We start from the raw sequence: 16,768 nt of genomic DNA, 5'->3' as shown, positions 1-16,768 counted from the left end.
GAACGTCGCACGATGGTGAATATCGTTCCCACGCTCCGCGTGGTAATGCCTTTCGTGACGCTCTGCGTCACACAGTTCTGCGATTCAGTGAGATTCAGGCTCGACTTGAGTCACCTTTTCGCCCCTCGGCGACCTACTTTGATGGGGCCAAAGTAGGCAAATCCCCTCGCTCCTGTTTCCGGCCCGACTTCGTCGGGTTCCTTCGCCCTGACACTGATCCGGGGGTCGCCGCACCGGGCCATCCTTGGCCCGGTGCGGCTTGCTCGGCGTCCTGCCTCGCATCCCCCGGATCAGCGCCAGGACTCAGCCGTCACTAACGTCGCACTCTGCGTCGTCAGTACCATCGTGATCGAAAAGCACTTCCTGTGGCAGTGGCCAGCCCACGCTCTACATCACACAGCGGTCTGCCGTATCAGGTGGATCGGGTTGACTCAGAACTCCAGCTGCGCCGAGAACGCTACAGTGCGCGGGTCGCCCAGGTAGCTGCTGTTGAGCCAGTATTCCTTGTTGGTCAGGTTGCTGACATTGACCCGCAGGGTCAGGTCGTTTTCCGAGACGCGCATGCGGTAGCGGGCACCGGCGTCGAAGGTGGTAAAGGACGGCAGGTCGTTTTCGTTGCTTTGGTCGGTGTATTGCTTGCCGGTATAAAACGCTCCACCGGTTACTGCCAGCCCAGGCACAGGGTTGATGTCGTACTCGGCATAGACCTTGGCCAGTTGCTTGGCGACGTTGGTCGGTGCGTTGCCTTCATCCGCGGCGATGCCGGTTTTCTTGATCTTCGGGTCCAGCAAGGTAAAGCCGCCGACCAGTGTCAGCTCCGGAACGACTTTGCCGGTCACGCTGAACTCCAGGCCATTGTTTTCCTGACGTCCGTCCACCACGTAAATATTCGAGGCTGTGGTGTAGCCGTTGGGCTTCTCGATGTTGAACAGCGCCAGGGTAAACAGGGTTTCACCCAACGTCGCCTTGGCACCGATCTCGTATTGCTCGCTGACTTCCGGTGCGAATGCCTGGCCGGCATTGGCTGCGCCGCTCGGGGCGACACCTCCGGATTGCAGACCTTCTATATAGGTGGCGTAAGTGGTCAGCCACGGCAGTGGCTTGTAGACCAGCGAGATATTCGGCGAGGTCTTGCTTTCGTTGTATTTGGTCTCGGTCTCTGCGGAGCCGAAAGCCTTGGCGTAAACGAACTCGTTGGCGTAAGTCTTGATCTGCGTGTTGGTCACGCCAAGAATCGCCGACCATTGCTCGTTGAAGGTGATGATGTCGCCAATCAGGAAGTTGTTGCTCTCCGAGCTATTGGCTAGACGCTGGTTGCCGTGGCCAATCGAGTACGACGGTTTGCCGACCTGAGGTGTCTGGTCGAGCGGTATCGTGCCGACTGGCGAGGTGTATTGCGGACCAGGCTGACCAGGCGTGTATGGGATGTGGTCTTCGTACTGCTTATGGCGAGATGTATTGCCCTGGTACCCCATCGTGACTTTGTGGCCGAGAAAGCCGGTATCGAATGCTGCATCCAGAAACAGCGAGCCGGTCTTTTCTTCGGTTTCGATCGGTGCGAAGGCGTATAACGGCTGCGAATACAGACCCGCGCTGTAAACCGTCGGCCCGGTGTAGGTGTTTTCCGAAGTGTACTGCTGGGCTGCAAAGGCCGCGCGCAAGGTGAATGTATCGTTCAAGCGCCATTTGGCGCGTACGCCCGCCTTGTCGGATTCATAATCGGAAAACGACCACTTCTGGCTGTAGAGTTTGTCGTTGTCCAGCGAGGCTGCGCTTGGGCGTAACGACTGATCACCAAAGTACCAATAGCTGGTCAGGCCGCGAATTTCGGTCTTTTTGTGTGAAGCGTCGAACTGCACCAGCAGGTCGTCGGAGACGTTCCAGTCCAGCGCCAGGGAAATCATTTCGCGACGACGCTTGTTCATGTCGACAGCGGTTTCGCCATCCTGAGTCAACACGTTCAGGCGATAGGCAAACTTGCCCTCACTGTCGATCGGCCCGCCGAAATCGCCATGCAGGTAGTAGTTCTCGCCACCGGCATTGCCCAGCGTGACGCTGTTATAGCGTTCGTAAGTGGGGCGCTTGATGACGTAGTTGACCAGCCCGCCTGGCGAGGCCGGGCCATACAGGAAACCGGTCAGGCCGGTGATGACTTCCAGCTGTTCCATCTCTTCAATGTAGTTGCTGCCATCAGCACCATTGGTAAAGCGCAAGCCGTCATTGGCGATGTTCAGGCTGCCCGCGCTGCTGAAACCACGAATGTTGACGGCGCTGGCATAACCGGCGCTGGTCGGCGAGTACATCTGGGTGAATGGGTTGTGCTTGATGACATCGTCCAGCGAGGTGGCCTGAATGTTTTTCAGTAGAGCCTGAGGCGTCACGCTGATGGAATAAGGCGCGTCCTGCAGTTTCATGCCGCCCAGTGCACCGACGCTGCTGATGTTCTCACTGCGATAACCGGCTGCTTCCGAACCTTCGGCGGGCGCGCTGTTGGCATTGATGTTCACATCCGACAGGTTCAAGGCGTTTTGTTCCATGACCATCAGCGTGTAGGTCCCGGCGCTGCTCTGCACCAGTTGCAGGCCGCTGCCACGCAACGCCTCACGCAAGGCTGTCGCAGCGTCGAAATTCCCCTTTACCGCCGCGCTTGTTTTGCCAGCAACCAGCGCAGGATCGAGGCTCAATGCCAGACCACCCTGGCTGGAAATCTGGTTCAGCATGGTCGCCAGAGGGCCTGCAGGCAGGTCATAGGCAACCACGCTGGCCTGCTGCGCGGCCATCAGCAGCGGGCTGACCAGAGGCGTGCACAGTGCAATCGCCACGGCCAACAGACTGGGACGCAGAAGGGTGTCTAACGAACGGGACATCGGGCAACTCCTGATGGAATATTTCTCAATGCCTGTTAGCCGAGCGAAAGTTCGAAAGTAACAGAGCTGATTGAAAATAATTCCGTTTCAGGATTCAGTTGGCCTGCGGCATTACTCCGGAATGACCTTCAGGTGAGAAGTATCGGGAGCAGCTTGTGACTCGGGCCTTTCGACATGGCCCATGTCGCTGCCCACCGGTGCCAGGCTAAATCGGGAAAGATCCAGCAGCGGCGCAGCGGGCTGAGGTTTGGCAGGCAACAGGTCGACCCCCGCTTCGGCCACCGAATAATCCGGCGCATCGACACTTTCGAAAGCAGCCATATACGCGTCACGCGGTTTGATCTGCAGACGGCCCGTACCCGACTGCGGGGTGGCCTGGGATTTACGCAACCAGGTAGGAGCGTCGGGCGGCGGTGCCAGTTCGACCTCTTCCATGGGCAGCGGGGTATTCATTTCCAGCACATGGACCCGTGCGCCTGCACGCTCCAGCGTTGCGCGGTATTTTTCAGCGGTTGCCGCGTCGAGGTTGTTTTTCAGGACCAGTCGGCGCCCGGAGAACAGAAGCTCCAGACGCTCGGCATCGGCATTGAATAGCTTGCCAAGGTTGGCCCTGACCTTCTCGGGCTGGGCTCCGGCGACCAGTTCGGCACTGAAGACAATTTCGTAGACACTCATGGAGACACCGGTAAGCACGTCAATAAAAAGTATGGCGTAGCGTCAGACAGCGCAACAAGCGCGTTACCCTTGACCGTCGAGTTGGTAGACTCAGGCGTCAAACGGAGCACATCCATGTTTTTTCAGGCGCACATTACAAGAATCATAAGCCTCGCGCTGATCATGTTCGGTCTCAGCGGATGCTCGTTACTGAGCTTTGACAGCGTCCAGGATCCAGAAGTGCATTTGCTCAAAGTCCAGGTGGTCAAGGCAAGGCTGACACAACAGGATTTCAAGCTGTATTTCGAGGTCGATAATCCCAACGACTCGGACCTGTTCGTGCGCGGCCTGAACTACAAGATCTCGCTCAATGACGTTGTGCTCGCAGACGACCAATTCAGTGATTGGTTTTTCGTCGATGCGCATAGCCGGAAAACCTTTGTGGTGCCTGTTCGTACCAACCTTTGGCGGTACGCGAAATACATCGCTCAACTGCTGAAAAAACCTGATGAGCTGATCCATTACCGGCTTGAAGGCAAGCTCAAGACCGGCATGCTGTTCAGGCACAACGTACGGATCGGCAAAACCGGCGATGTTGCACCAGAGGAGCTGATTCAACGAAAATAAGCAGGCGGCCTAACCGCCCAGCTTGCCCTTGATCAGCTCCAGCAGAAACTTCCAGATATCCGCCGCCCACAATGCCCGATTGATTGCGCTGATCAGCGCTCCACCAAACGAGCCCAGCAGAAAGCCCACGCCTGTGGTGTTGCGAGGGTCGGCCACGCCCAGATAATCACTGGCAATGCCGGTGAGAAACACCGCACAGGCCACGCCAGTGATCAAGAAAACCAGCCAGGCACGCCAGTCGAGCAAGCCTGCCTTATGCCACCAGCCTGAGATGATTGCACCCACCAGACCGGCGACCAGCCATTCGCCCCTGTCTGCCAAACCATTCAAGATATCCATCGGACCTGACTCCGCTCAAGAGATACAGCCGTTCACGAACACAGAAATTCAGACGCTGAGAGCCTGCCATTCGAATGGCAGGGAACGGGTTGATGAGGGTCATCCTGGTTGACGTTCGGGCCCGCCCTGCCCTTGATCGCTTCCTTGCGCGTATTGCGGGTCGATGCGGCGGCGGTATGTAAAGCTGGAACCAAAAAATTAAGCATGCTTAAAAATAAAGTGAAACGCTTGCCATCAAACGTGGGGCAGCACCTTATAAACGCTCAGTTATCGATATAGCGCTGCCAGCCGATCCTTACCGAACCGTCTGGCTGAGGATCGACCTCGATACCTTCGGTTTCTTCGATTTCCCGAAGCACCACGTTCCAGCTGTCCTCAGGTTCATCGTCGCGTCGGGCTACGATGACCCACTGGGTCTTTTGAACATTCGGCGCAGATACCAGCCGTTGAATACGCTTGCCGATCTGTTCATAAGACGACGCGCCTGTCGGCCCATTACGAGTGCCAGTCATGACTGCCTCCCGGAGATAACTGTATATAAATACAGTATTCCAGCTGCAAGACCTGCGCAAGCACTTCGTAGGACGCGCTCCGCTTCACGTCGCGACGGATAACGTCCGCAAGCCTTGTACAACAAGGCTCATAGCCTGGCGGTCATTCTCACCGCTACGCCAATGATGCGACAGTCGGCACCGCACTCGATCATTTTGTACGCAGGATTCAAGGGCTTCAGGTAGCGTGTGCCGCCGTCCTCGACCAGCTTCTTGAAGGTTGCCTCGTTGCTGGCGGGCAGCTTGGCGATAACGAGCCTGCCGGGCTGCACATCGGCTTCTGTATCAACCAGAATCATCATCCCCTCTGGCACGCTGATGCCGGTGGGTGCAGTCATCGAGTCGCCCTTGACCTCCAGCCAGAACGCCGGCCCCTTGGAGTCGTAATCGGAGATTTCATAGCGATCGGAAAAACCGTCGGGGTAAGGCTCGACGGCCTCCTCCCAGGAACCTGCCGACACCCAGCTGATTACCGGATAACGAAAGGACATGTTCGGCTGATCGATCAGGGCAACGTTGGCATCAAAGGGGGCGTCCTTTTCAGGCCCTTCTCCAATCGCCAGCCATTCGGCACGAAAGCCCGTGGCCCGCGCCAGTGCATAGAGGTTTTCTGGCCGCAGGCTTTTGCTTTCGCCGCTAATCCATTGAGTGACGGCAGAATTGGCAACGCCGCACTGTGCGGCAATTTCTCCTTTCTTCATGCCGCTGGCGGCAATTGCCCTGGCAATACGCTCTTGTCGGGTCATAAGGTTGGCTCTGCGCATGAGAATACAAAGACGCTGAAAAACGCCCGAAAAAAATAAGCATACTTAAATTTGCAATCATATGTGAATCGAAATATGCCGATACTGCTTCGTCCCGATTTGCTGGATAATGCGCGCCAGATTTATTTGCGGAGTAAAACCGATGAACCAGCAAGCCCATGTTCATGGCCCCGATTGCAACCACGACCATGATCACGATCATCACGACCACCAGCATGGCCATGTGCACGGTCCGAACTGCGGGCATGCCCACCAGGAGCCGGTGCGCAACACCCTGAAAGATGTAGGTCGCAACGACCCTTGCCCGTGCGGCAGCGACAAGAAATTCAAGAAGTGCCACGGCGCGTAAAGCGTTGAGCGCTCTTCTGACGGCCTGCATAAGCAGGCCGTTTTCATTTGCGCGCGTCTTCACACGCAATGGAGCGAGAGGCGTGTGGCCAGCTTCTGCAAAATCCTGAAATAAACTCGCCCTCACCGCTTGCGCGCTGACGGCCTGCTCTCTAACGTAGCGACTTTTGTACGTTACCCCTCCAGGAGCTTGCCCATGGCCTCGCCAGCCCTTCGTCATTTTCTACCCCGATTCGGCGCTGCCGCCGCTGCGGCGAGTTTCCTGAGCCTTGCCGGCTGCCAGTTGGGCGGCGGTGATCCCGAAACCGTACTGCCTGCTTCCGGGACGTTCCCGCTCAAAGGGCTGGCGCAAAACGTTTCCGTGCGCCGCAACAACATGGGCATGCCGCTGATTGAAAGCAGCACGTATCACGATGCGCTGTTCACCCTCGGATACATCCATGCCGGTGACCGCATCGGTCAGATGCTCGGCATGCGCCTGCTGGCCCAGGGCCGTTTGTCGGAAATGGCCGGGGCGGACGCGCTGGAAGTCGACCGTTTGATGCGCTCGGTCAACCTCAAGCAAAACGCCAGCGACCTGTATAACGCCGCCTCGCCTCGCTTGAAGCGCTTCTTCGACGTCTATGCGCGCGGCGTTAACGCTTACCTGTTCCGCTACCGCGACAAGCTGCCGGCCGATGTCGCCAATTCGGGCTACAAGCCGGAGTATTGGAAACCGGAAGACTCGGCGCTGATCTTCAGCCTGCTCAATTTCAGCCTGTCGGTGAACCTGCAGGAAGAGCTTTCGGCGCTGGTGCTGGCGCAGAAAGTCGGGGCAGACAAACTTGCCTGGCTGCTGCCGACCTACCCTGACGAAGAACTGCCATTTGCCGAAGCCGACAAGCTCAAGGGCCTGAACCTGAATAATCAGGTCAACGGCCTGAGCGACCTGAACAAGATCGCCTTGCAGCTCTCGGACCTGAACATGCTTGGCGTTGCAGCCTCCAGCAATTGGGCCATCGCGCCGCAACGCAGCCGAAGCGGCAAGAGCCTGCTGGCCAGCGACATGCAACTGCCTGCCGGGCTCAACTCTGCCTGGAGCTTCGTGCAGATCCGAGCGCCGAAATATCAGGTGTCCGGTGTTTCCATCGCAGGCTTGCCGTTGGTCCTGAGCGGTTTCAACGGCAAGCTGGCGTGGAGCATGAGCAACGTCAAGGGCGACAACCAGGACCTGTTTCTAGAGAAGATCAAGCGCGAAGGCAACCGCGTGTCTTATATGGCTGACGGCAAATGGCTGCCCGCCACTGCCCATCAGGAGACCTTTCTCGTCAAGGGTGGTAGCCCGCTTCGCGAAACCGTATACGAAACCCGCCACGGCGCGCTGCTCAACGCATCTGCAACGCCACCGGACAATGGCTTGAGCCTGGCGCTGCAAGTACCGAACTTCAAGGACGACAAGAGCCTGGACGCATTCTTTGATCTGTCCCGCGCACCTAACGTCGAGAAGGCCTTCGACACCAGCCGCGAGATTCGTGCGATTACCCTGAACATGATTTTCGCCGATGCCTCGAACATTGGCTGGCAGGTCACCGGCCGCTTCCCGAACCGCCGTGAAGGCCAGGGCCTGCTGCCTTCGCCGGGCTGGGATGGCAAATACGACTGGGACGGTTTCGCCGACTCGATGCTCCATCCTTACGACCAGGACCCGCGTCAGGGCTGGCTCGCGGCGGCTAACCAGCGCACGATTCCGAAAGGCTATGGCATGCAGCTTTCCAACTCGTGGGGCTACCCGGAGCGTGCCGAGCGTATCGCCGAGCTGGCCAACAGCGGCAAGCAGGACCTGCACAGCACCATCGCCATGCAGTACGACCAGACCACGACATTCGCGGCCAAACTCAAGACCATGTTTCAGGCACCGGGCATGAGCAAGCCGCTCAAACAGGCCATCGACGCCCTGCCGGAAGCGGATCGTAACAAGGCCCGTGAAGCGTTCACGCGCCTGATGGCATTCGATGGCAAGCTCAGCGCAACGTCGGCTGACGCTGCGCTGTACGAGCTGTTTCTGCAGGAAAGCGCCAAACAGATTTTCCTTGATGAGCTAGGCCCGGAAACCAGTCCTGCCTGGCAGGCGCTGGTGGCCAACGCCAGCTCGTCGTATTCGCCGCAAGCCGACCATTTGCTGGGCCGTGATGACAGCCCGTACTGGGATGACATCAAAACCCCGCAGAAAGAAGACAAGCCAGCCATCCTGGCGCGCAGTCTGGTGGCTGCAGTCAACAGTGGCGACAGCCTGTTGGGCAGCGATCACAAGGCTTGGCAATGGGGCAAACTGCACCGCGACAACTGGACCTCGACCAGCCCGCTCGCCAAACAGTTGGGTGGCGGCGAGTTCAATCGCGGTGCCTCACCGGCAGGTGGTGACCACAGCACGCTGAACGTGTCCGGTTTCGAGTGGGGTAAAGGTTTCGATACACACGTGGCCCCCGGCCTGCGCATGATCGTCGACTTCAGCCTTGTCGAGCCTATGACCGGCCTGATCAGCACCGGCCAGTCCGGCAATCCGGCCAGCCCGTATTACGCCAATAGCATCGAGCCGTGGCAGAAGGGGCAATACATGTCGATCCCGCTGCAACAGCAGAACTATGAGAAGGGCTACGGCAAGCAACGCCTGACGCTGACGCCGGGCAAGTAAGCGCCGAAAGCCGGACGCGGAGCGTCCAGAACGGCGTACCCACGCGGAGCATGGGCACGATAGTGTTCTCCCGAACGCCTATCCTTCCGAATGCTCCAGCGGGAATAGCCACGAGGAGCAGGCTCCCGAACGCCTATCGTTCCCACGCTCCGCGTGGTAATGCATTTCGTGACGCTCTGCGTCACACCGTTCTGCGATTCAGTGAGATTCAGGCTCGACTTGAATCACCTTTTCGCCCCTCGGCGACCTACTTTGATGGGGCCAAAGTAGGCAAATCCACTCGCTCCTGTTTCCGGCCCGACTTCGTCGGGTTCCTTCGCCCTGACACTGATCCGGGGATCGCCGCAACGGGCCATCCATGGCCCGGTGCGGCTAGCCTGGCGTCCTGCCAGGCTACCCCCGGATCAGCGCCAGGACTCAGCCGTCACTAACGTCGCACTCTGCGTCGTCAGTGCCATCGTGATAAAAAAGCGCTTTTATGCACGATAGTGTTCTTTTGGACATTTATCGCACCTCACGCTAAGCAGCCCTCACGCAAACTCCCCGAACTTCCCGCCCTGCCCCGGCTCATAGCTAACAAGCCCATCCATACGGTTGCCTCATGGATCTTGTCGTTGCTCGTCCCGAAGGTTTGTACTGCCCACCCGGTGATTTCTATATCGACCCGTGGCGCCCGGTCGAACGGGCCGTCATCACCCATGCGCATGGCGACCACGCCCGTACCGGCAATCAGCATTATCTGTCGGCGGCAAGCGGCGAGGGCATTCTGCGTTCGCGCCTTGGCCAGGACATCAACCTGCAGACCCTGGAATACGGCGAAACCATCACCCACCATGGGGTAAAACTCAGCCTGCACCCGGCCGGGCATGTGTTGGGGTCGGCGCAGGTGCGGCTGGAGTACCAAGGCGAAGTCTGGGTGGCTTCCGGGGATTACAAAGTCGAACCCGACGGCACCTGCGCGGCGTTCGAACCGGTGCGCTGTCACACCTTTATCACCGAATCGACCTTCGGCCTGCCGATCTATCGCTGGGCACCGCAGTCGCAGATTTTCGAAGGCATCAACCAGTGGTGGCGTGGCAATGCGGCCCAAGGCAAGGCCAGCGTGCTGTTCGCCTACTCGTTCGGTAAGGCGCAACGCATTCTGCATGGCATTGATTCGCAGATCGGGCCGATTCTGGTGCATGGCGCTGTCGAGCCGTTGAACCGGGTCTATCGCGAAGGCGGCATTCGTATTCCGGAAACCCAATACGCTGGCGATTTCAAAAAGACTGATCCGGCCCTGCGTCAGGCATTGATTCTCGCCCCGCCCTCGGCCGGTGGCAGCAGTTGGATGAAGCGCTTCGGCGAATACAGCGATGCGTTTGCCAGCGGCTGGATGATGCTGCGCGGCACGCGACGTCGGCGTGGCGTGGATCGCGGCTTTGTGCTATCCGATCACGCTGACTGGCCAGGCTTGCTGTGGGCCATCGAACAGACTGGTGCCGAGCGGGTCATGGTCACCCACGGTTCGGTCGGCATATTAGTGCGCTATCTGCGCGAACTGGGGCTGGATGCGCAAGGCTTCAGCACCGAATACGGCGATGAAGAAGACAGCAATCCAACGACGGCAGAGCCTGAGGCGGTAACTGCGGGGGAGGCTCAGTCATGAAAGCCTTCGCGGAACTCTACGCAAAACTGGACGCAACCACATCGAGCAACGCCAAACTCGCCGCGATGCGTGATTATTTCGAGAAAGCGGCTGCAGAGGATGCTGCCTGGGCTGTGTACTTCCTGTCCGGTGGACGCCCCAGGCAACTGGTGCCGACCCGCGTGTTGCGCGAGCAGGCAATGACTCTGGCGAATCTGCCGGAGTGGCTGTTCGAAGAAAGCTATCAGGCGGTCGGCGATCTGGCGGAGACCTTGTCGCTGTTGCTGCCCCAGGCCGATCACAGCAATGACGAGGGCCTGGCCACCTGGATGGAAGACAAGCTGCTGCCGTTGCGCGGCCTGCCGCCCGAAGAGCTGGCAGAACGCCTGCCGATGTTCTGGTTGCAACTGGACCGCAGCAGCCTGATGGTCTGTATAAAACTGATTACCGGCAGTTTCCGGGTTGGCGTATCGAAACTGCTGGTAACGCGCGCACTGGCTGCGCTGGCGGACATCGACAGCAAGCGCGTCGCCCAAAGGCTGGTGGGCTATACCGACCTGTCGCATCGGCCCAGCGCACAGCGCTACCTGAAACTGATCGCGCCCGAATCCGAAGATGAGCACGCACAACGTGGCGGTCAGCCCTATCCGTTTTTTCTTGCCCATTCTCTGCAACAGCCCGCCGACCAGTTCGAGGAGTTGCTCGGGGCGGCCGAGAACTGGCAGGTGGAGTGGAAGTGGGACGGTATTCGCGCACAACTGGTCAAACGTGACGGACGCTTATGGATCTGGTCGCGTGGCGAAGAGCTGGTCACCGACCGTTTTCCCGAGCTGCACAGCCTGGCGCAGTGCCTGCCTGACGGCACGGTGATAGACGGCGAAATCGTCGTCTGGAAAGCTCCCGACCCAAGCCCCGATGGCAGCGCTGAATTTGCGTTGAACGGTGATGCCACCACAGCATCACCTTCGGTTCAGCCCTTCGCCCTGTTGCAACAGAGGATTGGCCGCAAGACACTCGGCAAGAAGATCCTCGCCGACGTTCCCGTGGTAGTGCTGGCCTATGACCTGCTTGAATGGCAAGGCGATGACTGGCGCAGCCGGCCGCAACATGAACGTCGCACGCAACTGGAAACCTTGATCGAAAGCGTCCAGAGCGAGGTGCTGATGCCCTCCCCGGTACTCACTGGCAAGGATTGGCTTGATCTGGCGACGCAACGTGAAGCCTCTCGCAGTCTGGGCGTCGAGGGCATGATGCTCAAGGCCCGCGACTCGCTGTACGGCGTCGGTCGCACCAAGGACATGGGCGTGTGGTGGAAATGGAAAATCGACCCGTTCAGCGTCGATGCCGTGCTGATCTACGCGCAACGCGGCCACGGCCGACGTGCCAGTCTGTACAGCGACTACACCTTTGCGGTGTGGGACGGCCCGCCCGACGCCAGTGAGCGCACGCTGGTGCCATTCGCCAAAGCCTACTCAGGGCTGACCGACGAGGAAATGCGTAAGGTCGACGCCATCGTTCGTAAAACCACCGTGGAAAAATTTGGGCCGGTGAGCAGCGTCACGCCGACGCTGGTATTCGAACTGGGCTTTGAAGGCATTGCCTTGTCAAAGCGCCACAAGAGCGGCATTGCGGTGCGCTTCCCGCGCATGTTGCGCTGGCGGCAGGACAAGCCGGTGGCCGAAGCCGACAGCCTGGCGTCATTACAGGACCTGCTGAACTGACGCACCGAAAAAGTGCGCGTAAATTGACGCGCACCTTTTTGAAACACTGCCTGCCACCAGGGTTTGCCTGCCCGCAACAACCGTTCTCTTTCGTTACCATTCTGCCGCTCGCCGCGAGCCTAATGGGGGTGTGGTTTAAGTCACAGAGAACAACATCCCGCCCATAAACATGCCAAGGCGGCAGATTGCCAGCCATTTATACGAAATAGCGACAACGCCTTACATTTCAAACGCACGTTCATCGCTCTGGTTCGGAAATTGCTACCTTCTGCCAGTCTGGCACTTGCCGGTAGCAAGCTTCGCGTGTTCCCAACGCCCCATTTAAGGTTTTAAGGACTGAACAATGAAAAAAGCATGGCTGACTCTTTCTGCACTGGCTCTGTGCCTCGCCGCCGGTAATACGATGGCCAAGGAATACAAGGAACTGCGCTTCGGCGTTGATCCGTCCTATGCGCCGTTTGAATCCAAAGCCGCCGACGGCAGCCTGGTCGGCTTCGATATCGATCTGGGCAACGCGATCTGCAAAGAGCTGAAGGTCACCTGCAAATGGGTTGAAAGCGATTTCGACGGCATGATTCCCGGCCTCAAGGCACGCAAGTTCGACGGCGTGATCTCCTCGATGACCGTGACCCCTGCTCGCGAAAAAGTCATCGACTTCTCCAACGAACTGTTCTCCGGCCCTACTTCGCTGGTGTTCAAGAAAGGTGCAGGCTTTACCGCCGACCCGGCCAGCCTGAAAGGCAAGACCGTTGGCTATGAGCAAGGCACTATCCAGGAAGCCTACGCCAAGGCCGTACTGGACAAGGCCGGTGTATCCACCAAGGCCTACGCCAACCAGGATCAGGTTTACGCCGACCTGACTTCCGGTCGTCTGGACGCTTCGATCCAGGACATGCTGCAAGCCGAACTGGGTTTCCTGAAATCGCCAGCCGGTGCTGATTACGAAGTCAGCAAGCCTATCGACAGCGAATTGCTGCCAGCCAAAACCGCCATCGGCATCGCCAAGGGCAACAAAGAGCTGAAAGCGCTGCTGGATAAAGGCATCAAAGCGATGCACGACGACGGCACCTACGCCGAAATCCAGAAAAAGCATTTTGGCGACCTGAACCTGTACAGCGGCAAATAACACCCCGACGCCCATCGATTTCGGCGATGATTCGCCGCCCAATCGATGGGCGTCTCTGTTTTTGAAAGCAAGGCCTATCCATGCTCGATGCACTCATGCAAAACCTGGGACTCTCGGCGTTCAGCCTGAAGGGCTTTGGCCCGCTGTTGCTGGAAGGCACCTGGATGACCATCAAACTGGCTGTGCTGTCCCTCGCACTGAGCATCCTGCTCGGGCTGATCGGGGCAAGTGCCAAACTGTCGAGCTCGGCGCTGCTGCGCGTGCCGGCACAAATTTATACAACACTGATCCGCGGTATCCCGGATCTGGTGTTGATGCTGTTGATTTTCTACAGCCTGCAAACATGGCTGACCATGCTCACCGACGCGATGGAATGGGAATACATCGAGATCAACCCGTTTGGCGCGGGTGTCATCACTTTGGGCTTCATTTATGGGGCATATTTCACCGAGACGTTTCGCGGCGCGATTCTGTCCGTGCCTCGCGGTCAGGTGGAAGCAGCGACGGCCTATGGACTGAAACGCGGCCAGCGATTTCGCTACGTTGTGTTCCCGCAAATGATGCGTTACGCACTGCCGGGGATCGGCAATAACTGGCAGGTACTGCTCAAGGCTACGGCGCTGGTATCGATCATCGGCCTGGCTGATCTGGTCAAGGCCTCGCAGGACGCCGGCAAAAGTACCTATCAGTTGTTCTACTTTCTGGTGTTGGCGGCATTGATCTACCTGCTGATCACCAGCGCCTCGAACTTCGCCCTGCGTTGGGCTGAACGGCACTATGCCGCAGGCAGCCGGGAGGCACAGCGATGATCGAATTGTTACAGGAATACTGGAAACCCTTCCTTTATACAGACGGCGTAAATATCACTGGGCTGGCCATGACCATGTGGCTGCTCAGCGCCTCTATCGCCATCGGCTTCTGCGTGTCGATCCCGCTGTCGATTGCACGGGTGTCGAAAAACCGCTGGGTACGCTGGCCAGTGCAGTTCTACACCTACCTGTTTCGCGGCACGCCTCTCTATATACAGTTGCTGATTTGCTACACCGGCATTTACAGCATTGCTGCGGTGCGTGAACAGCCGATGCTGGATGCGTTTTTTCGCGATGCGATGAACTGCACAATCCTGGCCTTCACCCTGAACACCTGTGCGTACACCACAGAGATCTTTGCCGGTGCGATCCGCAGCATGGCCCACGGCGAAGTCGAAGCGGCCAAAGCCTACGGTCTGACCGGCTGGAAGCTTTACGCCTACGTGATCATGCCGTCGGTGCTGCGCCGGTCGCTGCCGTACTACAGCAATGAAGTGATCCTGATGCTGCACTCGACCACGGTGGCCTTTACCGCCACGGTGCCGGACATATTGAAAGTGGCGCGGGATGCCAACTCTGCCACTTTCATGACCTTCCAGTCCTTCGGTATCGCCGCCGTCATGTACCTGACCGTGACGTTCATTCTGGTCGGGCTGTTCCGCCTTGCCGAACGCCGCTGGCTGGCCTTTCTCGGCCCGGCCCATTAATCAGGACTGAACATGCACCATCACACCCATGACTTGCTGTCGCCAGTGCCAGGCACTGCCCGGCAGGTCCACAGCTTTCACTACGGCCCGCAAAACGGTTCCGGCAAGGTTTATATCCAGGCTTCGCTGCATGCGGACGAACTGCCGGGCATGCTGGTTGCCTGGTACCTGAAGCAGCGTCTGGCAGAACTGGAAAGTGCTGGTCGCCTGCTGGGTGAAGTCGTCGTGGTGCCGGTCGCCAACCCGATTGGTCTGGAACAGGTCCTGATGGACACACCTTTGGGCCGCTACGAGCTGGAAAGCGGCCAGAATTTCAATCGCTGGTTCAGCGACCTTGGCGCGCAGGTCGGCGATGATATCGAAGCCCGGCTGACTGCTGATGCAGAGCACAACGTCGCACTGGTGCGGGACAGCCTGAGAGCGGCGCTGGATGCCGTACCCGCAACCAGCCAATTGCAATCGCTGCGCCTGACCCTGCAGCGCCTGGCTTGCGATGCCGACATGGTGCTGGACCTGCACTGTGATTTCGAATCGGTCGAGCATCTGTACACTACGCCCGAAGCCTGGCCGAAAGTCGAGCCGCTGTCGCGCTACCTGGGCGCGCAAGCCAGCCTGCTGGCGACCGACTCGGGTGGTCAGTCGTTCGACGAATGCTTCACGCTGGTCTGGTGGCAATTGCAGCAACGCTTCGGTGAGCGCTTTCCGATTCCCATGGGCAGTTTCTCAGTGACGCTCGAGCTACGCGGGCAAGGCGATGTGAACCATGCCCTCGCCAGCCGTGACTGTCAGGCCATCATTCATTACCTGATCGACGCGGGCATCATCGACGGCGAACGCCAGCCTCTGCCCGAACTGCTCTACCCCGCTACGCCATTGGCAGCGGTCGAACCGGTGACCACGCCGGTCGGCGGCCTGCTGGTGTTCTGCGCGATGCCCGGCGAACACGTCGAGGCCGGCCAACTGATTGCCGAGGTCATCGACCCGATCAGCGACACCGTGGCCTGCATCCATGCCTTGAATGCGGGGCTGCTGTACGCGCGCTCGCTGCGCCGCATGGCGACTGCCGGCATGGTCATTGCGCACATCGCCGGCACCCAGGCCTATCGCAGCGGCTATCTACTTTCTCCTTGAGGACCTGTCATGTACAAACTGACCATCGATGGCCTGCACAAAAGCTATGGCGACAACAAAGTGCTCAAAGGCGTATCGCTCAAGGCCAGCAGCGGTGACGTGATCTGCCTGATCGGCGCCAGTGGCTCCGGCAAGAGCACCTTTCTGCGCTGCATCAACTTTCTCGAACAGCCCAATGACGGGGCAATGAGCCTGGATGGCAAGCAAGTGCGCATGGTCAGCGACAAGGACGGCATGCGCGTTGCCGACGCGGATGAACTGCAGCGCATCCGCACGCGGCTGGCGATGGTGTTTCAGCACTTCAACCTGTGGGCGCACATGACCGTGCTGGAAAACATCACCATGGCCCCGCGCCGCGTACTGGGCGTGCCCAAGGCCGAAGCCGAGGCCCGCGCGCGCAAATACCTGGAAAAGGTCGGTCTGCCGGAGCGTGTTGCCGATCAGTACCCGGCGTTCCTGTCGGGCGGCCAGCAACAGCGCGTGGCCATTGCCCGTGCGCTGGCAATGGAGCCGGAAATCATGCTGTTCGACGAACCTACCTCGGCACTGGACCCGGAACTGGTCGGTGAAGTGCTGAAGGTCATTCAGGGCCTGGCCGAGGAAGGCCGAACCATGATTCTGGTGACACACGAGATGGGCTTTGCGCGCAAGGTTGCGAGCCAGGTGGTGTTCCTGCACCAAGGCCAGATCGAAGAATCCGGCCACCCGGACGAGGTGCTTAACAATCCGAAAAGCGAGCGCTTGCAGCAGTTTTTGAGTGGAAATCTGAAGTAGCGCTTTTTGTGTATGAAGCCGGAAACGCCTGGTAACCGGAACTGAAATATCC

General features: G+C 58.8%; 15 protein-coding genes. 10 read left to right on the top strand and 5 right to left on the bottom strand.

The genetic code is table 11. The features are described from left to right. Positions 1 to 431: 431 nt before the first annotated feature. Together AC4ANE_RS07735 and AC4ANE_RS07730 are read right to left on the bottom strand one after the other, a co-directional pair. Positions 432 to 2,867, bottom strand: a complete 2,436-nt coding sequence (locus tag AC4ANE_RS07735) for a TonB-dependent siderophore receptor (protein WP_460408777.1) — start codon at positions 2,865 to 2,867, stop codon at positions 432 to 434. A 111-nt stretch (positions 2,868 to 2,978) separates the two neighbouring features. Next, a complete protein-coding gene (locus AC4ANE_RS07730; protein ID WP_002554821.1) occupies positions 2,979 to 3,542 on the bottom strand; it encodes a hypothetical protein in 564 nt (187 codons plus the stop codon). A 114-nt stretch (positions 3,543 to 3,656) separates the two neighbouring features. On the opposite strand from AC4ANE_RS07730, the gene AC4ANE_RS07725 reads away from it, so the two are divergent. Next, positions 3,657 to 4,148 (top strand): LEA/WHy family protein, encoded by a 492-nt coding sequence (locus AC4ANE_RS07725; RefSeq protein WP_002554822.1) that lies wholly within the window; start codon positions 3,657 to 3,659, stop codon positions 4,146 to 4,148. Positions 4,149 to 4,157: 9 nt separating this feature from the next. Here AC4ANE_RS07725 and AC4ANE_RS07720 read toward each other — a convergent pair whose 3' ends face one another. The 3 genes from AC4ANE_RS07720 to AC4ANE_RS07710 form a co-directional block, all read right to left on the bottom strand. Then, the gene (locus AC4ANE_RS07720; protein WP_002554823.1) at positions 4,158 to 4,487 is read right to left on the bottom strand and encodes a hypothetical protein; all 330 of its coding nucleotides are present in this window, start codon (positions 4,485 to 4,487) and stop codon (positions 4,158 to 4,160) included. Between the two features lie 263 nt (positions 4,488 to 4,750). Beyond that, a complete protein-coding gene (locus AC4ANE_RS07715; protein WP_002554824.1) occupies positions 4,751 to 4,999 on the bottom strand; it encodes a DUF1654 domain-containing protein in 249 nt (82 codons plus the stop codon). A 128-nt stretch (positions 5,000 to 5,127) separates the two neighbouring features. Further along, entirely contained in the window at positions 5,128 to 5,784 is a 657-nt protein-coding gene (locus AC4ANE_RS07710) for a LexA family protein (RefSeq protein WP_002554825.1), read from the bottom strand. Between the two features lie 160 nt (positions 5,785 to 5,944). Between AC4ANE_RS07710 and AC4ANE_RS07705 the strand changes: the two genes are divergently transcribed. The 9 genes from AC4ANE_RS07705 to AC4ANE_RS07665 all read left to right on the top strand — a co-directional run bounded on the left by AC4ANE_RS07705 (position 5,945) and on the right by AC4ANE_RS07665 (position 16,716). Continuing rightward, positions 5,945 to 6,151, top strand: a complete 207-nt coding sequence (locus tag AC4ANE_RS07705) for an SEC-C metal-binding domain-containing protein (protein ID WP_002554826.1) — start codon at positions 5,945 to 5,947, stop codon at positions 6,149 to 6,151. Between the two features lie 195 nt (positions 6,152 to 6,346). After that, a complete protein-coding gene (locus AC4ANE_RS07700; protein WP_031597564.1) occupies positions 6,347 to 8,821 on the top strand; it encodes a penicillin acylase family protein in 2,475 nt (824 codons plus the stop codon). 601 nt (positions 8,822 to 9,422) lie between these two features. Beyond that, the gene (locus tag AC4ANE_RS07695; protein WP_002554827.1) at positions 9,423 to 10,469 is read left to right on the top strand and encodes a ligase-associated DNA damage response exonuclease; all 1,047 of its coding nucleotides are present in this window, start codon (positions 9,423 to 9,425) and stop codon (positions 10,467 to 10,469) included. Continuing rightward, the gene (locus tag AC4ANE_RS07690) at positions 10,466 to 12,169 is read left to right on the top strand and encodes an ATP-dependent DNA ligase (RefSeq protein ID WP_002554828.1); all 1,704 of its coding nucleotides are present in this window, start codon (positions 10,466 to 10,468) and stop codon (positions 12,167 to 12,169) included. The genes AC4ANE_RS07695 and AC4ANE_RS07690 overlap by 4 nt, the downstream gene beginning before the upstream one ends. A 343-nt stretch (positions 12,170 to 12,512) precedes the next feature. Beyond that, positions 12,513 to 13,295, top strand: a complete 783-nt coding sequence (locus AC4ANE_RS07685) for a transporter substrate-binding domain-containing protein (protein ID WP_002554829.1) — start codon at positions 12,513 to 12,515, stop codon at positions 13,293 to 13,295. An 80-nt stretch (positions 13,296 to 13,375) separates the two neighbouring features. Continuing rightward, positions 13,376 to 14,104, top strand: coding sequence for an ABC transporter permease (locus AC4ANE_RS07680; protein ID WP_002554830.1), 729 nt, complete (start codon positions 13,376 to 13,378; stop codon positions 14,102 to 14,104). Next, positions 14,101 to 14,811 (top strand): ABC transporter permease, encoded by a 711-nt coding sequence (locus AC4ANE_RS07675; RefSeq protein WP_002554831.1) that lies wholly within the window; start codon positions 14,101 to 14,103, stop codon positions 14,809 to 14,811. The genes AC4ANE_RS07680 and AC4ANE_RS07675 overlap by 4 nt, the downstream gene beginning before the upstream one ends. 12 nt (positions 14,812 to 14,823) lie before the next feature. After that, a complete protein-coding gene (locus tag AC4ANE_RS07670; RefSeq protein WP_002554832.1) occupies positions 14,824 to 15,942 on the top strand; it encodes a succinylglutamate desuccinylase/aspartoacylase family protein in 1,119 nt (372 codons plus the stop codon). A 9-nt stretch (positions 15,943 to 15,951) separates the two neighbouring features. Continuing rightward, complete coding sequence (locus AC4ANE_RS07665; RefSeq protein WP_002554833.1) at positions 15,952 to 16,716, top strand: ABC transporter ATP-binding protein; 765 nt, start codon at positions 15,952 to 15,954, stop codon at positions 16,714 to 16,716. Positions 16,717 to 16,768: the final 52 nt, after the last annotated feature.

This window comes from Pseudomonas sp. Pme6b, from assembly GCF_058129925.1.
The sequence above is the reverse complement of the archived record's forward strand: the minus strand, read 5'-3'. Positions and strand labels throughout refer to the sequence as shown.

What these genes read in the sequence shown, in the direction of transcription:
- AC4ANE_RS07730 (WP_002554821.1), bottom strand. Translation starts at nt 3,542, where the DNA reads ATGAGTGTCTACGAAATTGTCTTCAGTGCCGAACTGGTCGCCGGAGCC.
- AC4ANE_RS07725 (WP_002554822.1), top strand. Translation starts at nt 3,657, where the DNA reads ATGTTTTTTCAGGCGCACATTACAAGAATCATAAGCCTCGCGCTGATC.
- AC4ANE_RS07735 (WP_460408777.1), bottom strand. Translation starts at nt 2,867, where the DNA reads ATGTCCCGTTCGTTAGACACCCTTCTGCGTCCCAGTCTGTTGGCCGTG.
- AC4ANE_RS07665 (WP_002554833.1), top strand. Translation starts at nt 15,952, where the DNA reads ATGTACAAACTGACCATCGATGGCCTGCACAAAAGCTATGGCGACAAC.
- AC4ANE_RS07705 (WP_002554826.1), top strand. Translation starts at nt 5,945, where the DNA reads ATGAACCAGCAAGCCCATGTTCATGGCCCCGATTGCAACCACGACCAT.
- AC4ANE_RS07670 (WP_002554832.1), top strand. Translation starts at nt 14,824, where the DNA reads ATGCACCATCACACCCATGACTTGCTGTCGCCAGTGCCAGGCACTGCC.
- AC4ANE_RS07700 (WP_031597564.1), top strand. Translation starts at nt 6,347, where the DNA reads ATGGCCTCGCCAGCCCTTCGTCATTTTCTACCCCGATTCGGCGCTGCC.
- AC4ANE_RS07675 (WP_002554831.1), top strand. Translation starts at nt 14,101, where the DNA reads ATGATCGAATTGTTACAGGAATACTGGAAACCCTTCCTTTATACAGAC.
- AC4ANE_RS07710 (WP_002554825.1), bottom strand. Translation starts at nt 5,784, where the DNA reads ATGACCCGACAAGAGCGTATTGCCAGGGCAATTGCCGCCAGCGGCATG.
- AC4ANE_RS07680 (WP_002554830.1), top strand. Translation starts at nt 13,376, where the DNA reads ATGCTCGATGCACTCATGCAAAACCTGGGACTCTCGGCGTTCAGCCTG.
- AC4ANE_RS07715 (WP_002554824.1), bottom strand. Translation starts at nt 4,999, where the DNA reads ATGACTGGCACTCGTAATGGGCCGACAGGCGCGTCGTCTTATGAACAG.
- AC4ANE_RS07685 (WP_002554829.1), top strand. Translation starts at nt 12,513, where the DNA reads ATGAAAAAAGCATGGCTGACTCTTTCTGCACTGGCTCTGTGCCTCGCC.
- AC4ANE_RS07720 (WP_002554823.1), bottom strand. Translation starts at nt 4,487, where the DNA reads ATGGATATCTTGAATGGTTTGGCAGACAGGGGCGAATGGCTGGTCGCC.
- AC4ANE_RS07690 (WP_002554828.1), top strand. Translation starts at nt 10,466, where the DNA reads ATGAAAGCCTTCGCGGAACTCTACGCAAAACTGGACGCAACCACATCG.
- AC4ANE_RS07695 (WP_002554827.1), top strand. Translation starts at nt 9,423, where the DNA reads ATGGATCTTGTCGTTGCTCGTCCCGAAGGTTTGTACTGCCCACCCGGT.